Origin of the sequence: Gillisia sp. CAL575, from assembly GCF_000403785.1 — a bacterium.
Taxonomy (GTDB): domain Bacteria; phylum Bacteroidota; class Bacteroidia; order Flavobacteriales; family Flavobacteriaceae; genus Gillisia.
In genome coordinates, this window is sequence record NZ_APHJ01000025.1 from 25,782 (window position 1) to 44,074 (window position 18,293).

Annotated in this window: 12 protein-coding genes and 1 pseudogene; 8 read left to right on the forward strand and 5 right to left on the reverse strand. The window is 34.0% G+C overall.

The genetic code is table 11. The features are described from left to right. Positions 1-299 precede the first annotated feature (299 nt). Complete coding sequence (gene typA, locus I130_RS08055; RefSeq protein ID WP_034921353.1) at positions 300-2,099, forward strand: translational GTPase TypA; 1,800 nt, start codon at positions 300-302, stop codon at positions 2,097-2,099. Positions 2,100-2,775: 676 nt separating this feature from the next. Here typA and I130_RS08060 read toward each other — a convergent pair. Then, a complete protein-coding gene (locus tag I130_RS08060; protein ID WP_034921356.1) occupies positions 2,776-3,459 on the reverse strand; it encodes a cell division ATP-binding protein FtsE in 684 nt (227 codons plus the stop codon). 161 nt (positions 3,460-3,620) lie between these two features. On the opposite strand from I130_RS08060, the gene I130_RS08065 reads away from it, so the two are divergent. From I130_RS08065 to I130_RS08080, 4 genes are all read left to right on the forward strand, one after another. Next, a complete protein-coding gene (locus tag I130_RS08065) occupies positions 3,621-6,641 on the forward strand; it encodes a tetratricopeptide repeat protein (RefSeq protein WP_034921358.1) in 3,021 nt (1,006 codons plus the stop codon). Positions 6,642-6,672: 31 nt separating this feature from the next. After that, complete coding sequence (locus I130_RS08070) at positions 6,673-8,403, forward strand: TonB-dependent receptor domain-containing protein (RefSeq protein ID WP_034921360.1); 1,731 nt, start codon at positions 6,673-6,675, stop codon at positions 8,401-8,403. 227 nt (positions 8,404-8,630) lie between these two features. Continuing rightward, complete coding sequence (locus I130_RS08075) at positions 8,631-9,755, forward strand: hypothetical protein (protein WP_034921362.1); 1,125 nt, start codon at positions 8,631-8,633, stop codon at positions 9,753-9,755. 174 nt (positions 9,756-9,929) lie between these two features. Further along, on the forward strand, positions 9,930-11,561 hold the full coding sequence (locus tag I130_RS08080) for an amidohydrolase (RefSeq protein ID WP_034921365.1): 1,632 nt from the start codon (positions 9,930-9,932) through the stop codon (positions 11,559-11,561). 221 nt (positions 11,562-11,782) lie between these two features. Here the strand turns inward: I130_RS08080 and I130_RS08085 are convergent, their stop codons facing one another. Both I130_RS08085 and I130_RS08090 read right to left on the reverse strand, forming a co-directional pair. Then, positions 11,783-12,559: a hypothetical protein gene (locus tag I130_RS08085; protein WP_034921369.1), complete on the reverse strand. Its 777-nt coding sequence runs from the start codon at positions 12,557-12,559 to the stop codon at positions 11,783-11,785. A gap of 88 nt (positions 12,560-12,647) precedes the next feature. Continuing rightward, positions 12,648-13,385, reverse strand: coding sequence for a class I SAM-dependent methyltransferase (locus I130_RS08090; protein WP_034921373.1), 738 nt, complete (start codon positions 13,383-13,385; stop codon positions 12,648-12,650). Between the two features lie 12 nt (positions 13,386-13,397). Between I130_RS08090 and I130_RS08095 the strand changes: the two genes are divergently transcribed. Continuing rightward, on the forward strand, positions 13,398-13,895 hold the full coding sequence (locus I130_RS08095) for a YkgJ family cysteine cluster protein (RefSeq protein WP_034921377.1): 498 nt from the start codon (positions 13,398-13,400) through the stop codon (positions 13,893-13,895). A 74-nt stretch (positions 13,896-13,969) separates the two neighbouring features. On the opposite strand, the gene I130_RS08100 is transcribed toward I130_RS08095, so the two are convergent. Then, on the reverse strand, positions 13,970-15,235 hold the full coding sequence (locus tag I130_RS08100) for an exo-beta-N-acetylmuramidase NamZ domain-containing protein (protein ID WP_034921380.1): 1,266 nt from the start codon (positions 15,233-15,235) through the stop codon (positions 13,970-13,972). 9 nt (positions 15,236-15,244) lie between these two features. Between I130_RS08100 and I130_RS08105 the strand changes: the two genes are divergently transcribed. Both I130_RS08105 and I130_RS08110 read left to right on the forward strand, forming a co-directional pair. Further along, a complete protein-coding gene (locus tag I130_RS08105) occupies positions 15,245-16,480 on the forward strand; it encodes an ABC transporter permease (protein ID WP_034921383.1) in 1,236 nt (411 codons plus the stop codon). Positions 16,481-16,566: 86 nt separating this feature from the next. Then, positions 16,567-17,544, forward strand: a pseudogene (locus tag I130_RS08110) (PLP-dependent cysteine synthase family protein); the annotation flags it as partial. Positions 17,545-17,722: 178 nt separating this feature from the next. Here I130_RS08110 and I130_RS08115 read toward each other — a convergent pair. Continuing rightward, the gene (locus tag I130_RS08115) at positions 17,723-18,286 is read right to left on the reverse strand and encodes a hypothetical protein (RefSeq protein ID WP_034921694.1); all 564 of its coding nucleotides are present in this window, start codon (positions 18,284-18,286) and stop codon (positions 17,723-17,725) included. Between the last annotated feature and the right edge of the window lie 7 nt (positions 18,287-18,293).

Below are 18,293 nucleotides of genomic sequence, written 5' to 3' on the forward strand. Positions count from 1 at the left end.
AAGCCAGGAATTCCGAGATGCTGCAAAAGTTATTGTTGAAATCAAATAATTTTTGAGCTGGATTCAGCAAGAAGCTAAATTTGAAAATTCTAGTAAAATTAGAATCAGCACTTTTATGTATTAGAATCTATGAAAGACTGTTTTCTTACTTGATTCTTTCAGTAAGAAGCTTGAGTTTTCTAAAAAGCAGCAGATTAGAATATTAGTATATTGCCTTTTAATTTAAGAATATTTGTTAACTATAGTATTTTCGATAAAAATAGGAGTACCTTTGCAGCCTTAAAAATGAGGCGTTTATTATGAAAGCTACTAAAAATATTGCGATTATCGCACACGTTGATCACGGGAAAACTACCCTGGTTGATAAAATTATGTACCATTGTCAACTTTTTCGTGATAACGAAAATACTGGCGATCTTATCTTAGATAACAATGATCTCGAAAGAGAACGTGGTATTACAATTACTTCTAAAAACGTTTCTGTAGTATACAAAGACACAAAAATTAATATTATTGATACTCCTGGTCACGCCGATTTTGGTGGAGAGGTAGAGCGAGTATTAAATATGGCAGATGGAGTTCTTCTATTAGTAGATGCTTTTGAAGGGCCAATGCCACAAACGAGATTTGTACTTCAGAAAGCGATCGACCTAGGTCTTAAGCCTTGTGTTGTTATTAATAAAGTTGATAAAGAGAACTGTACTCCAGATGAAGTTCATGAGAAAGTTTTCGACTTGATGTTTGAATTAGGAGCTGAAGAATGGCAACTAGATTTTCCAACAGTTTACGGTTCTGCTAAGAACAACTGGATGAGTGACGATTGGAAAGATCAAACTGATAATATCGAACCATTGTTAGATATGGTTTTAGAACATATTAAATCTCCAGTAATTGAAGAAGGAACAACTCAAATGTTGATCACTTCTTTAGATTTTTCATCTTTTACAGGACGAATTGCAATTGGAAGATTACAAAGAGGAAAGTTAAAAGAAGGTATGTCTGTATCTTTGGTTAAGCGTGATGGAAGCATCAAGAAAACCAAGATTAAGGAGCTTCATACTTTTGAAGGTTTAGGAAGAAGAAAGATAGACGAAGTTGAGGCAGGAGATATTTGTGCTATTGTTGGACTTGAAGGATTTGAAATTGGTGATACTGTTGCCGATCTTGAAAATCCTGAAGGGTTAAAAACGATCGCGATAGATGAGCCTACCATGAGTATGCTTTTTACAATTAACGATTCTCCATTCTTTGGACAAGACGGTAAATTTGTAACATCTAGACATATTAGAGAACGTTTGGCTAAGGAACTTGAAAAGAACCTTGCATTAAAAGTTGAACCTACAGATAGTGCCGATAAATTTATGGTATTTGGTCGTGGAGTACTTCACTTGTCTGTTCTTATTGAAACAATGAGAAGAGAAGGTTATGAACTTCAAATTGGTCAGCCACAAGTTATTATCAAAGAAATTGATGGTGTTAAATGTGAACCAGTAGAAGAAATGACTATAGATCTTCCGGAAGTTGTTTCTGGGAAAGCTGTGGAAATGGTATCTATGAGAAAAGGAGAGATGACAAGTATGGAAGCTAAAGGTGACCGTATGACTATCCAATTCATGATCCCATCTCGTGGAATTATTGGTTTAAGAAACAACTTGCTTACTGCAACTGCAGGTGAAGCAATTATGTCTCACCGTTTTAAAGAATACCAGCCGTTAAAAGGTGGTATTCCAGAGCGTCAGAATGGATCTTTAGTTTCTATGGAAAGAGGAAAAGCAATTCCTTATTCTATTGATAAATTACAAGATAGAGGTAAGTTCTTTGTAGATCCAGGAGAAGATATCTATGAAGGTCAGGTTATTGGTGAGAATTCTCGTCAGGATGATATGGCTGTGAATATTACTAAGACTAAGAAAATGTCTAACGTACGTTCTTCTGGAGCAGATGATAAGGCGAAAATTGTTCCGGCAATAAAATTCTCTTTAGAAGAAGCTTTAGAATACATTCAGAAAGATGAGTATGTAGAGGTTACTCCAAAACATATTCGTTTACGTAAGATCTATCTTTCAGAAAATGAGCGTAAGAGAAATAAAATAAACTAATACTGAAAAGTGTTTATATTAAAATCCCGAACTGAAAAGTTCGGGATTTTTTGTTTTATAGAATTTTTAGAGGAATGTCATCCTTAATTTGCCGAAGGATTTTATTATAGTGCGTCATCCTGAATTTATTTCAGGATCTTGGAAAAGTAAGAATTCTTTGTTATCAGAAATTCTTCAAGCATTCAATTAAAAACTTTTATTTGGATTTGTTATACTTCTGAATGACAATAATTGTAGCAACGATGATAGCAATAATTAAAAATACGATGAGATAAAATACCCAGTTATAGTTAGGGTAGAATTTTAGAATAACACCTAATAGTATTATCAGGGACACACCAATTAAAGTGAAACCTGTTTTTTTAATTTCCATAGATTGCTGTAATTATTCTTGTATATTGAATTGACTAGTATTTTTATTCAGTTACCATCGCTATCGGGAGAGGGATTTCTTATTAACTGAGATTCTTCAATCCACTTCGTTTATTTCAGAATGACATTTATACTTTTGTCATTCCGACAAAGGAGGAATCTCTAAAAAAATATAGTTTCATTGAGATTTCTCAATCGCAAAAAAAAAGCTCATTCGAAATGACACTGAAACATTTGTCATCCAGGATTAATTTCAGGATATAAGAAATAAATAGAAGTTGAAAAAAGTTCGGCTTGGCGGATTTTACAATGACTTCTGTACCACCTCAAAAACACGTTCTCCATCACACTTTAATGTTTTGGAAGGATACTTCAGTAATAAGGCGTAATCATGGGTAGCCATTAAAAAGGTATTTCCATTCTTGCTTATTTCCTGTAATACTTCCATAACTTCTACAGAGGTTTGTGGATCTAAGTTTCCTGTAGGTTCATCTGCAAGAATTAATTCAGGATCATTTAAAAGAGCACGGGCAATAGCAATTCTCTGTTGTTCTCCTCCAGATAGTTGATAAGGGAATTTAAAACCTTTGGTTTTCATTCCTACCTTATCTAAAACCTCATCTATTCTGCGTTCCATAGATTGTTTTTCCTTCCAGCCTGTAGCTTTCAAAACAAAATTTAGATTCTCACGAATATTTCTATCATTAAGCAACTTAAAGTCCTGAAATACAACTCCTAATTTTCTTCTAAGAAACGGGATGTCCTTTTCTTTTAAAGTGCGAAGATTATAATCTACAATACTACCTTCACCCTCTGTAAGTGGAAGATCGCCATATAGCGTCTTCATAAAACTACTTTTCCCCGTTCCCGTCTTCCCAATTAGATATACAAAATCCCCTTTGTGAATGGTTACATCTACTTCAGATAAAATTAAACTCTCTCGCTGATAGATTGCTGCATTTTTTAATTCTAGGACAATGTTAGACATATGGTATGATTGTGGTTATGTAGGTTAAAATTATTGGTAAATATACAGTTTTAAGAAAGCGTCAAAACACTTTTTTTCATATTAACATAATTATCACATCGATGTTGCGTTATGAAATAAGTGTTTAAGTATCTTTGATTCATCAACCTAAAAAAAAATTAATGACACGATATTCCGCATCCCTTTTTGTTGGTTTCTTCTTATTTTTTTCTTCCCTATTTGCACAGCAATCTGCAATTAATACAAACGATCTGGTAAAGTTCAATAAAGCCTTAGAACTTTATAATAATGAGCAGTTTTTACCAGCCCAAACTTTGTTTGATGAAGTGAAAGATGAAGCCGAAGACGAAAAAATAGTTTCAGACTGTGCTTATTACATTGCAAATGCTGCCGTAAGACTTGGACAACCTGGAGCAGATAAATTAATGGAAGATTTCGTAGAGCGTTATCCAACTTCTACAAAAAGAAATACCGCATTTATAGACGTTGCAGATTATTACTTTCAAACCGCGAAATATTCTTATGCCAGGAAATGGTATGATAAGGTGGATGAGAAAGGAATGAGCAGGGCAGATAAGGAACGCTACTATTTTAACAATGGTTACGCTTATTTCGCTTCTAATAATTTTGAAGAAGCGGCGACTTACTTAAATAAAGTTCGTGATTCTAAGGAATATGGTTCTCAAGCCAAGTATTACTTAGGATATATGGCTTATGAAGGTGATGATTATGAGCAGGCTAATACACTATTTGAAGAAGTAAAAGGAGAAGACAGATATTCTGAAAACCTTTCTTATTTCCAGAGTGATATGAATTTTAAACTTGGAAATTTCGAAAAAGCGATCGCTTTAGGGTTAGAACAACTGCCAACCGCAGATAGAGGAGAGATCTCTCAGCTTAATAAAATTATTGGAGAAAGTTACTTCAACCTTGAGAAATATGCAGAAGCCATTCCTTATTTAAAAGAATATAAAGGGCTACGTGGAAAATGGACGAATACAGATTATTACCAATTGGGCTATGCTTATTACAAGCAAGGTGATTATGAAAGTGCAATTTCAGAATTCAATAAAATTATTGATGGCGATAACAGTATTGCTCAAAATGCGTATTATCATTTGGCACAGTCTTATTTGAGTTCGGGTAAAAAACAGGAAGCACTTAATGCCTTTAAGAATGCAAGCGAGATGGACTTTGATGCCAAATTGCAAGAGGATGCGTTTTTAAATTATGCTAAATTGAGTTACGAGGTTGGGAATAGTTATATGAGTCCTTCTGAAGTGATCATCAATTACTTAAATAAATATCCAAATACATCAGTAAAATCTGAAATGGAGACTTTGCTAATAGATTCTTTCATCACTTCTAAAAATTACGAAAAAGCGATGGAACTGTTGGAAACCAATAAAAATTTCAGCGATAAAGGAGCTTATCAAAAAGTGGCTTATTTCTACGGACTTGAATTATATGAGAATGACGATTATAGAAATGCAAGTATCAATTTTGAAAAAGCATTAAAAAACAGAGTGAATCCGGAAATCTCTGCAAAAGCAGTTTTTTGGAAAGCAGAGAGCGATTTCAACCTTAATAGAATGCAGGAAGCATTAAGAGGTTATCAGGAGTTTAGTTCTATGAGTGGCAGTGCAGGTTTAGCTGAAAAAAATAATCTGGATTATAATATTGCCTACGCATATTTTAAACAAAAGGAATATGGAAAAGCGATAGATTTCTTTAATAGATACGCCAATAATTCTGAAAAGGATAAGGCTAGAAGAAATGATGCTTACACTAGATTAGGAGACACCTATTTTGTTACCAGTAAATACTGGCCTGCAATGGAAGCTTATACAAAGGCTATAGACATGAATCTTGGAAATACAGATTATGCGGCTTATCAAAAAGCTATTAGTTATGGTTTTGTAAATAGAAACGAAGACAAGGTTCAAGAGTTAAGTAGTTTCGCAAATAAATATCCACGCTCTTCTTATAGAGATGATGCGATGTTCGAATTAGGGAATACTTATGTAGCTATGAATAATACTGCAAAAGGAATTGAAAGTTATAATAAATTAATTCGTGATGTGCCGGGAAGTGCTTTTGTGCCTCAGGCTATGTTAAAGCAAGGTCTTATTTATTTTAATGGAGACCAGGCAAATAAGGCTTTGGAACGTTTTAAGAAAGTAGTTTCAGATTTTCCAAATACACCAGAATCCTTGCAAGCGGTAACAACTGCCAGGTTAATATATATAGACCTTGGGAAGACAGATGAATATGCTGCTTGGGTAAGAAATGTAGATTTTGTTGAAGTTACAGATGCAGATCTTGACAATACTACTTTTGAAGCTGCAGAAAAGCAATACTTAAATAATAATACAGCTGCTGCCAAAACCGGATTCGAGAAATATCTTCAAACTTTTCCAAACGGGTTAAATTCTTTAAAAAGTAATTTCTATCTAGCTCAGCTTTATTTTAGAGACGATCAAAAAGATAAATCTATTTCTAATTACAAGTTTGTGGTAAACAAACCAAGAAGTGAGTTTTCTGAGCAATCCTTGGCGAGATTATCTCAAATCTACTTAGAGAAAAGGAACTATCAAGATGCTTTGCCATTACTTCAACGATTAGAAAATGAAGCAGATTTTGATCAGAATGTAATTTACGCGCAGTCTAATCTTATGAAATCTTTTTATGAACTTAAAGATTATGGCAAAGCGGTTTCTTATGCTGAAAAAGTTCTTAAAAATTCTTCTATAGAAAACAACGTGAAATCTGATGCACAGGTTATCATTGCCAGATCTGCATTTAGTACAGGAGATGAAAATAAGGCGAAAAATGCTTATGCTGAAGTACTTAAAATCGCAACTGGAGAATTAGCTGCAGAAGCACTTTATTATGATGCATATTTTAAAAATAAAGCTTCAAACTTTAAAGCTTCTAATGAATCTGTTCAGAAATTAGCAAAAGATTATTCTGGCTATAAATTCTATGGAGCAAAAGGATTAGTAGTGATGGCTAAGAATTTTTATGCTTTGAAAGATGCTTACCAAGCCACATTTATTTTGGATAACGTAATTAAGAATTTTAAGGAATATCCAGATGTTGTTAAGGAAGCACAAACTGAACTGAGTAAAATTAAAGCGATGGAAGCTAAAACCAACGCATCTGTAGACACTAGAAATTAATATTATCAAACTAACATTTAAGTACCTCAATATGCAAACCCCTTTAATTAAAAGAAGTCTGTTTTTATTGTCATTTTTATTTACCGGAATTTTAGTGGCTCAGGATAAACCTTTGGGTAACGAAACGGTGATCATTGTGAAACCTTATACCCCATCTGTGAACGATGCTTTTAAAATTAAGGAAACTCCGGTTTTAGGTGATTCTGTAAGTTTAGAAAAGAAACCTATTAAATACAGTATTTTCTCTGTGCCTGTAGCTTCCACCTTCACACCTTCAAAAGGACGGGCAACGAAAGTTGAAAAGGATAAAAGAATAAAATTATACGATAATTATATTACGCTTGGATTTGGTACCTATTCTAATGTTTTGGCTGAGTTTTATAGCAATTTAGAAATTAGTAAAAGCGATAATTTTGGCGTGTACCTTACTCATAATTCGTCTCAAGGCGGAATAGAAGATGTGAGATTGAATGATGAGTTTTATGACACGGAACTTAATTTGAACTACAGTTCCAGAAACAAGAATAGTTCTTGGAATACAGAGCTGGGATTGCAGCATCAATTGTTCAATTGGTATGGATTACCTGAGCAAACAAGATTGACAAATGAACGAATTAACTCAATAGATCCTCAGCAAAATTATTTTTCAGGAAATCTTGGCGGAGAATTAGAATTGTATGATTCATTCCTAAATAAGGCTTCGGCGAACTATAGATATTTTGGAGATTCTTATGATTCTGCTGAACATAATTTTAAAGCCGATGGAGCTTTTGAAGTCAACATTGCAGATGAATTAATAAGCACGAAAGTTTTTGCAGATGTATTAAGCGGGAAATTCGATAAAGGATATAACGATCCAAATGAGTTGAAGTATTCACAAATGATCTTTGGGATTACTCCAAGCTTATTGATTTTAAGGGATGATCTTACCTTAAATTTAGGGGCATCTTTCGTGTATGGATTAGATACAGAAAATAGCGATAATAGTTTCTATATTTATCCACAAGTAACTGCAAGCTATAGATTAGCTGGAGACTATTTTATCCCTTATGCAGGATTAGAAGGAGGTTTAACTCAGAATACTTATTATAAGTATGCGCAACAGAATCCATACGTTTCTCCAACCTTAAATATCACACCTACAGATAAATCTTTTGATGCCTATGTGGGTGCAAAAGGTAAACTCACTAATAGCATTGGTTATAATCTTAAAGGAGGATATACTTCAGAAATCAATAAAGCATTATATCTGGCAAATTTGAGTAATACATCTAGTTCAGAGGATTATGCCTACGGAAATTCATTTGGAGTTGTATACGATGATGTAAATACGTTATCATTCTCTGGAGAGATCAATGTAGATGTGAATAGGGATTTTAAATTAGGATTAAACGGTTCTTTCTTCAGCTATAATTCTGAATTTGAATCTGAAGCATGGAACTTGCCAGAAATGAAAGCATCTTTATTAATGGATTATCAGATAAATGAAAAATGGTTTGCTGGTGCTAACTTCTTTTATACAGGAGAAAGAAAAGATAGAGAAGAAATAATAAACCAGGGTGGTGCATTAGGAGGTAGAACAATTACTTTAGATGGATTTACAGATTTAAACGCAAATGTTGGATATAGATTTAATGATCAACTTTCTATTTTTGCAAAGGGTAATAATTTATTAGGAGATAACTACCAACGTTGGTCTAATTTTCCGGTTCAAGGGATTCAGGTAATGGCTGGTGCAACTTATAAATTCGATTATAATTAGCAGATAATTAATCACATTAAAAGGGCTATTCTTTAAGAATAGCCCTTTTTTTATTTTTGTAATTTGTTATTATGTAGGGTGTTAGTCATTTGAACTATCGATTTATACCTTTGTCCGATTTAATAATTCCTTATTAATTTAAAAAGTTTATTTTTGAACCCCATAAAGCAGAAAATAAAACACATTCAATAATATTTTATCCTATTAAACACAAATACCCTAGCTAGATGAATAAGTTTAAGAGAAGCGATAGATCCCGCCCTTATCTGAATATTTTGGATTTTATGATTCAGGAAAAGGCATTCTTAGCGCTAATAATTATTGGAATTGTTTTAGCTGGAATCTTCACCGGCAACAGCCAAGCGGCAATGTGGCTTGGTTTCTTTTTTGCGGCTTACGCAACAGTTGCAAATGATAGTATCCAGTCTTTAGGTACTTTTATAGAAAGTAATAAAACCAGGAGATGGTGGGTATTATGGCTTTATATTGGAGGGATTTTTCTAGCTACAGTTATCTTTAGCTGGGTTTATTTTGATGGGGATGTGACCTTTCAAAGACTTTTAAAACCCGATGGAACAACAAAATACCCTCATCCAGAAAATTTTAGTTTTTTCCAGATTATAGCTCCTTTGGTATTATTGATCCTTACTAGATTAAGAATGCCTGTTTCTACTACGTTCCTAATATTATCTGTATTTAGTGCAGATACATCAGGGATAACATCTGTAGTGATGAAGAGTTTGTCGGGTTACGCTATGGCATTTATTTTATCTTTTGCCGTTTGGTATTTTTCCTATAATTTAATAAAGACGTTCTTTAAAAGCAGAAAGTTCCATAAAGGATGGAGTGTTGCACAGTGGATTGTAAGTGGATCTTTATGGGCAGTTTGGGTTATGCAAGACGGTGCCAATATCGCTGTGTATTTACCTAGACAACAAACTCTTACTCAGTTTATAATCTTTGCAACTACCATTTTTGCCGGACTTGGATTGCTGTTTTATTTACGAGGAGATAAAATACAGAAAGTTGTAAGTGAAAAATCTAGGATCTCCGATATTCGTGCAGCTACTCTAGTAGATTTAACCTATGTTATTCTGCTTATCTATAAGCTTTTCATAAGCACCGTGCCTATGAGTACAACCTGGTTGTTCTTAGGTATTATTGGAGGTCGTGAGATCGCGATTAGCCTTGCAAGAACTAAAAAAGGGAAGAAACATCGTAAGAAAGCCGGTAAGATGATATTTAAAGATTTTGCTTATGCAATTATCGGGCTTACTATTTCTATTGCTTTAGCAGCTGCCGCTAACCCAAGTATTAGAGAGGCTATTTTAGAAGCGGTTGGTTTAAGATAACTCCCATATTCATACAATTTAAAAGATCGGGATTTTTAATCTCGATCTTTTTTTGCATTTATATTTTATGAGTTGGGAATATATGCTCGTTTGAAAAGATATTTCTACGGAAACCTTCATTATAAATTGAGCTTAATTAAATCACATTGGCTATTTTTATGAAAAATATTAAATATGCTTAACAAACTATCATTTTTAGGAATCTTGCTCATTCTTCTTATCTCTTGTAATTCTGAAGTAAAAAAGCAAGCGGACCTGCTGGTTTATAATGGAAATATTTATACTGTAGATTCCACTTTTTCCAAGGTTGAAGCTTTCGTAGTTATAGACGGCAAATTTCTAGAAACAGGAACTGCTGAAGCACTTCAGGAAAAATATGATTTTAAAGAAAAATTGGATGCAGAGGGGAAAACTATTCTTCCTGGGCTAATAGATGCGCATGCTCATTTCTATAGAATGGGATTACAGCAACAAAAAGTAGATTTAACAGGAACCAATAGTTTTGATGAAGTTTTGGATAGAATAATTGCATTTCAGAAAGAGCGAAATGTGAATTTTATAACTGGTAGAGGTTGGGATCAGAATGATTGGGAAGTAAAGGAATTTCCTTCCAAGGAGAAATTAGATAGTTTATTCCCTGATACTCCCGTTGCGATTACCAGAATAGATGGTCATGCTTTATTAGTAAATCAAGCAGCTTTAGATAAGGCAGGAATTACTTTAAAGACTAAAGCTGAAGGTGGTGCTATTGAAGTTAAGAATGGAAAGCTTACAGGAATTCTAATAGATAACCCTATGAGTCTTGTTTACGATTCTGTTGAAGAACCTTCAAAAAAGGAGCAGATTCAGGCGTTAATGGATGCTCAAAAAATCTCATTTAGTTATGGATTAACTACTGTGGTGGATGCTGGAATAGATAAAAAAACAATTCAGCTAATAGACAGTTTACAAAAGGCTGGGAGTTTAAAGACTCGTATCTATGCGATGGTAAGTAATACAAAGGAAAACCTCGATTTTTACCTTGGAAAGGAGCCTGTTAAAACAGATAGATTAAACGTGCGTTCTGTGAAGTTTTATGGTGATGGTGCATTAGGATCTAGAGGAGCTGCCTTGAAAGAACCATATTCAGATCTTGAAGGACATTATGGTGCATTGTTATCTCCAGTGGCAGAGTTTAAGAAAACAGCACAAAGAATAGCAGATTCCAAATTTCAAATGAATACTCATGCCATCGGAGATTCTGCTAACAGATTAGTGCTCGAAACTTATGATGAATTATTAAAGGGAAAGAAAGATCGAAGATGGAGAGTAGAACATGCTCAGGTAATAGATTCCGCAGACTTTAAATACTTCAGCAAAAACATAATACCATCGGTACAGCCAACTCATGCCACCAGTGATATGTATTGGGCAGAAGATAGGCTAGGAGCCAAAAGAATTAAGGGTGCCTATGCTTTTAAGAAACTACTAGATCAGGCTGAAATCATTGCCTTGGGAACAGATTTTCCAGTAGAAGAAGTAAGTCCTTTTTATACATTTTATGCTTCTACAGCTAGAAAAGATCTCAAAAACTATCCAGAGGCTGGTTATAGAATGGAACAGGCACTATCTAGAGAGGAAACCTTGAAAGGAATGACTATTTGGGCAGCGTATAGCAATTTTGAGGAAGGTGAAAAAGGAAGTATTGAGACAGGTAAATTTGCCGATTTCATAATCCTCGATAAGAATATAATGGAAGTGAATGAGAATGAAATTCCGAATATCAAGGTATTAAAAACATATGTGAATGGAGAAAAAGTGTATTAATTTTCTAATATTCAATTTGCAGATAATGTATAGTGCTTGTTAGACAAGGCTTGTTTGAGTCATAAATTAGATGACAATTTTTGAGCCTCGAAAGGTTTAGTCTAACAACATTTTGAAATTCATAATAACAATGATGTTATCCTGAATTGAAATTATTAAAATAAGTATTTCGGAAAGAATACTACTTAATATATTATTTCTTGATGTTCGTGCAATCTTAATTATCTACCACCATTGGCAACAAGGTCGTTCACACAAAGATCGTCTAGTTCTGGGATTCTATTTTCAACCATGTCTATAATACTTGATCCAAATTCTATATTAGATGCCATTAAACAGGCATTTACATTGCAATGCGCAGCGTTTTCTGGGTCTAAATGGTCTACTTGCATAGGTGATCCTACATTTACTAACCCGAATAAATGACCAAATTCATGATTAAGAACAGCAGTTTCTACATCGCTTTTAGATACAGAACTAGAATTACTTGCTATTTTCTCTAAAGTTTTACCGTAGAGAACTACAGATGTATTTCTAAAGGCAGAACCCAATACTACTTTCCCATCTTCATCATTTTCATTGCTTCCATCAGCTACATAAATAAATACAGCGATTTCATCACCCGCATTATAAATTGAACGCTCATCTGCCTCTAATTTGGCAATTTCTTCAATAGAAAAAGGAGCTAAATTAGAGCTTGCTACCGCTCGAATGTTAACATTCACCCCATCTGGCTTATATGTGTGTTTTTGTAAGAATTGCTTTAAATTATTAATAGCAGCATCTGTCGGCTTAAATCCTGTCACATAGACTATCTCAATAGTTAATGAGGTGAATTTAGCATCGCTTAAAAGATCATTTGCAGAAGCTCCTAAAGATCTTAAATTTGCGCTTTTATCAACCCGTGGCGTTTCGTTATCTGTATTTGTTGAGTCTTTGGAACATGCAACTATTAAAAGAAGAGCAATAATCGGCAGTACTATTTTTTGGATCTTCATGATATATTTTGAATAAAGAATTATTTAAATTTAATTATAATTAGCCTAACTAAGATAACAAGGCTTCCAAATATTTACGTGCTTCTGCCTATAAAGGTTTTAAAATTGCCAAATAATCATAATGTTCGCCTTTCTTTAAAAGTTCACAGCTAAAATTATTTCCTTCTGCAGCAAGTGCTAAGCTGCTATAGTCTAAGTATAACCAAGAAAATTCGCTAGATCGTTCTCCTTTATAACTAATACTGAACTCTAATTCTCCATAATAAGGAGCATCTGGATCTATCCAAATTCCACCATCTTCATCTGGATCAAATAGATAACTAAGGTCTGAGGAGTCAATTATAATCTGACCATTCTTAGAAAGAAGGCTTTTTGAATGTTGAAAAAAACGATCTAGATTTTCCAATTTTCCAATAATTCCTGTACCATTCATTAATAAAAGAATAGTGTCAAATTTTTCATTTTCTAAATTGAAATAGTCAATCTTCCTTGCGTCCTTAATTCCTCGCGCTTTGCAAATTTCCAATGCACCCTCAGAAATATCTATAGCGGTGACCTCTAAATTTTTGTCTTTCTGAAGAAATAAAGCATGGCTTCCAGCGCCGCATCCAACATCAAGAATTCTTCCTGAAGCCTTTTCTAAGGCAGCTTGTTCTAAGGGTGGCATCTCTTTGAAATTTCGAAATAAATATGGGACTAAGATCTCATCATCATCAAAATCTGGAGAGTGCACCAAGATTGGGGTTTCATCTTGCTGCTGATAATATGCTGAGATAGCCTTACCAAACACATCTATTGCAGCCTTGTTGCTTACTTGCTTCTTCATATCTTTGTGCTTATGGAAGAAATTTTGAAAGATCTCCCGAAAAAGGCCAAAGATAAGCATAACGAGAATAAAAAGTTCTTTGCAAAACTGCGTAAAAAGCCGCCAAAACATTTGGACTTACAAATGCAAGAATTGCATGAAGAAGAGTTTAAGCGCACAGATTGTCTTAGCTGTGCTAATTGTTGTAAAACAACAGGTCCTTTATTTACCAATAAAGATATAGAACGAATCGCAAAGCATTTCCGCCAAAAACCAGTTCAATTTATTGAAACTTACTTAAGGGTAGATGAGGATAATGATCATGTATTACAACAGGTTCCCTGTACTTTCTTAGGTGAAGATAATTATTGTTCTATTTATGAAGTACGTCCAAAAGCTTGCAGAGAATATCCACATACCGATAGAAAAGATTTTCATAAAATATCAAACATTACCTTAAATAATACCGCTATATGCCCTGCCGCTTATAATATTGTAGAGGAGATGAAGAGAAGGATCAAATTAAAATAGAGCGGAGTTTTTTAAATTTTTAAAGGAGTGAAGATTTAATAAAGCATTCGAAAATCCGTGACATTTTTTAAATATTAGTTATAAAGTAAATACTTTTCTCTTTTGTTTTTAAATGTTGATAGACCTTCTTGCCAGGTAGCTTTAATTTCTTCTGATGTCATTCCTGTTTCAATTTGCTTTTGCAATTCTGTGCCACCAGCAAGTTTCGTGAAAAATGAATTAAAGAAATTTTTCTGATCTTCAGTATTCTCATATGCGTTAATGAGCCATTTTAAATTGATCTCATTAAGACTATGAATATTGCTAAGGTCTTCTCCATAACAAAGTTTTCCTAAATGTTTCGGGTTTTTAGCTCCATCTAAAGATTGTGGTGTATAAGAGTAGTTAAAGCTTTCCTTGTTTAAAAAAGGAGAACCATAAACTTGAAATTGTTTGTTGGTTCCTCTTCCTGCATTCACATTTGTGCCTTCAAAAAAGCATAAACTAGGGTATAAATTAATAGCTTTGGAATTGGGTAAATTTGGTGAGGGTTTTACAGGAAGATCATAATTAAGATCATGTGTATAATTCTCCATTTTAATAACTTGTAGGTCACACTGAATTCCATTTTTCAACCATTTCTCGCCGTTAATCATCTTTGCATATTCACCCATGGTTAATCCATGAACCACTGGAATTGGATGCATTCCTACAAAACTACTATGAGCTGGATTTAAAATTGGGCCATCAATATAATCTCCATTAGGATTAGGTCTATCCAGAATAATAAGTTGAATATTATTTTCTGCACTAGCTTCCATCACATAGTGTAAAGATGAAATGTAGGTATAGAATCTGGCGCCTACATCTTGGAGATCAAAAATTAGAACATCAATATCCTTTAATTGCTCTGGCTTTGGTTTTTTATTGTCTCCGTAAAGCGAAATAATTGGAAGTCCGGTTTTTAAATCTTTACCGTCTTTAATCGTTTCTCCCGCATCTGCAGTACCACGAAAACCATGTTCTGGCGAAAAAATTCGTAAAACATCGAGATTTAAAGAAACCAAAGAATCAACCACGTGAGTGTAAGTTGAATTTTCATTTTCTGTTGAATTTTTCAGGATCAAACTACTTTGATTTCCAACAATTCCAATTTTTTTGTTTTTTAGAAGCGGGAGGTAAACTTCCATGTTATTGGCTCCAAGAACTAATTTCGCCGAGTTAGTTTCAGCAGAAATAATGGAATCTTTTTCCTTAGTACTATCCGTGTTTTCTGAGTTGATTTGCCCTGAACTCCTTCCGCAGGAAACTGTAAGCATAAGAACGAATAAAAATGTATTTTTGAAGAATCTATAAACCATGAATTTATCTTGAATTTCGAATTTTTTATAGCCAAACGGCTTATAAGGGCAAAGAAGTATAAAAGTAGTATTTCTGCACCGATTATAAAAATTGCAATTTCAGCAATAGCTATTGGCGTGATCATGATGCTGGTTTCTTTTGCTACAGGAATGGGACTTCAGGTCAAAATACGTGAAAAAATAGCGACTTTTAATGGTCATATCACCATTCAGAGTTACGATAATAATAGTTCTCAAGTGTCATTAATGCCTGTTTCCCTTGAGCAGGATTTTTATCCAGAATTTAAATCTGTTGATGGTATTACACATGTTCAGGCAGTTGCGACAAAGGCTGGTATAATTAGAACTGAAACCGATTTTGAAGGGGTTGTGGTAAAAGGAGTCGGGGCAGATTTTAAATGGGAAAACTTTACCGATTTTTTGGTAGCAGGAGAATTGCCAGATTATACAGATAAGCTAAATGAAGATGTCCTTATTTCTCAATATATCTCAAATAGATTAGGTTTTAAAGTTGGCGATAAAATTATCACCTATTTTCTTAGAGAAGATGCCAGCAAACCACCATTGCTAAGAGCTTTTATAATTAAAGGAATCTATAATTCAGGATTTAAAGAGTTTGATGAACTTTATATGTTATCAGATATTAGACATATTCAGCGAATAAATGGCTGGAAAAAAAATCAGGTAGGAGGATTTGAAGTTTTTATAGAAGATTTTAATGATCTAGATGCAAAGGGCGCCGAGGTTTATGATAATACCAATTCTTTTCTAGATACTCAAACGATAAAGCAGAAGTATGCCTCTATTTTCGAATGGCTTTCTTTATTCGATTTTAATATTGCACTCATTATAGGTATAATGATCTTAGTTGCTGGAATAAATATGATTACTGCACTCCTAGTTCTAATTCTCGAACGCACACAGATGATTGGGATATTAAAGGCACTTGGAGGTAGTGATTGGAGTATTAGAAAGATCTTTTTGTATAATGCATCCTATTTAATTCTATTAGGCTTGTTCTGGGGAAACCTTATAGGACTAGGCCTGCTTTTCATTCAGAAGTATTTTAAACTGTTCCCATTAAATCCAGAAACCTATTATGTGACAGAAGTTCCTGTATATATTGGTTGGGAATATATTCTAGGTGTTAATATTGGGACTTTGATCTTATGTCTTCTTATGTTATTGATCCCTTCCATAATAATCACAAAGATCTCACCTGTAAAAGCAATGAAATTTGACTAGCTTTTGAAAGAAGTGATTTACAGATTTCCTTAAAACCTTGCAAAGTGATATTTTGAAGAGTACCTTTGCGCCTTCAAAAATAAAATATGGAATACGCTGAAAATATATTAGGAACCATTGGGAATACGCCATTGGTGAAAATGAATAAGCTTACTGCAGAGATCGATGCATTAGTGCTAGCGAAATATGAAACTTTTAACCCGGGGAATTCTGCAAAGGATAGAATGGCAGTTAAAATGATCGAAGATGCTGAAGCTAGTGGAAAACTTCAACCAGGAGGAACTATAATAGAAGGAACATCCGGGAATACAGGAATGGGATTGGCACTTGTTGCAATTATCAAGGGTTATAAAATGATTTGCGTGCTAAGTGATAAGCAGAGCAAGGAAAAGATGGATATTCTTAGAGCTGTTGGAAGTGAAGTTGTTGTGTGTCCAACAGATGTAGACCCAACAGATCCAAGATCTTATTATTCAACCTCAAAGCGTTTAGCTGCCGAAACTCCAAATTCTTGGTATGTAAATCAATATGATAATCCGTCTAATGCACAAGCTCATTATGAAAGTACAGGTCCAGAAATTTGGAAACAAACAGATGGTAAAATTACACATTTTGTGGTTGGAGTAGGGACTGGTGGAACCATTTCTGGTGTTGCAAAATATTTAAAAGAGCAAAATCCAAACATCAAGATCTGGGGAATAGATACTTATGGATCTGTATTTAAAAAATATCATGAAACTGGGATCTTCGACGAGAATGAAATATATTCTTATGTTACTGAAGGAATTGGGGAAGATATTCTTCCTGAAAATGTGGATTTTTCATTAATAGATGGTTTCACGAAAGTAACCGATAAAGATGCCGCAGTCTATACACGTAGATTGGCAAAAGAAGAAGGAATGTTCCTTGGAAATAGTGCTGGAGCTGCTGTAAAAGGTCTTCTTCAGTTAAAAGAGCATTTTAAGAAAGATGATGTAGTTGTAGTTTTATTCCATGATCATGGAAGTAGATATGTAGGCAAAATGTTTAATGACGAATGGATGAAGAAAATGGGATATATAGAATAGACCAATTTTTAGAAACATTAGGGAGCCTGAAAAGTTTAAATCTTTTACGTCCAGCTATTCCAATAACTATCGGAATAGTTTCCCTTCTAGTAGAGTTAATCTCGAATTAGTTGAGATTCTGAAGTAAATTCAGGACGACAGATTTTTAAACTTGTCAGGCTTTTTTTTATTTCAATTACTCTGCTCCCCATGGAGTACCAGGAATTCCGATTGGTTTATTAAGATCGAAACTAACGGTAAATTGTGCTCTATCGCTTCCTAATCTCTTTAGGTTATAAGAAAATGTGTCTTCAGATAATGTCATCCACCATACATTGGTTGCTGCTGCAGGGATTAGTTTAGCAGTTTCTTTATCTGCGGGGAAAAACTGAATCCCCTTTAAACCAGAATTTGTACTTAAACCTCCATATTGCGTAATAGAGTCTTCACTCCCGTCTTCGTGTCTATGATCATGCTTCAATTTTATTCTATCTCCTTCTAGAGTCAAAACCCAAGTACGGGATTTATTCGCTCCCACATAGAACGGGATTTTAATGGTTCTATCATCACATTCCCAAACATACATGATTAGTTTTTTTCCAGAAAAACTATCATTTTTTATAGAATCATCTAGCGTGCCTTGAAATGCTTTTCCGCAGTGTTGCTTTAAATTATTCCAAAATATTTGGGCTGAATTTTTTTCTTGCGCATGAATATTTTCAGCAAGGAGAAATAGCAATAGAAGATAAATGTATTTCATAAAATAA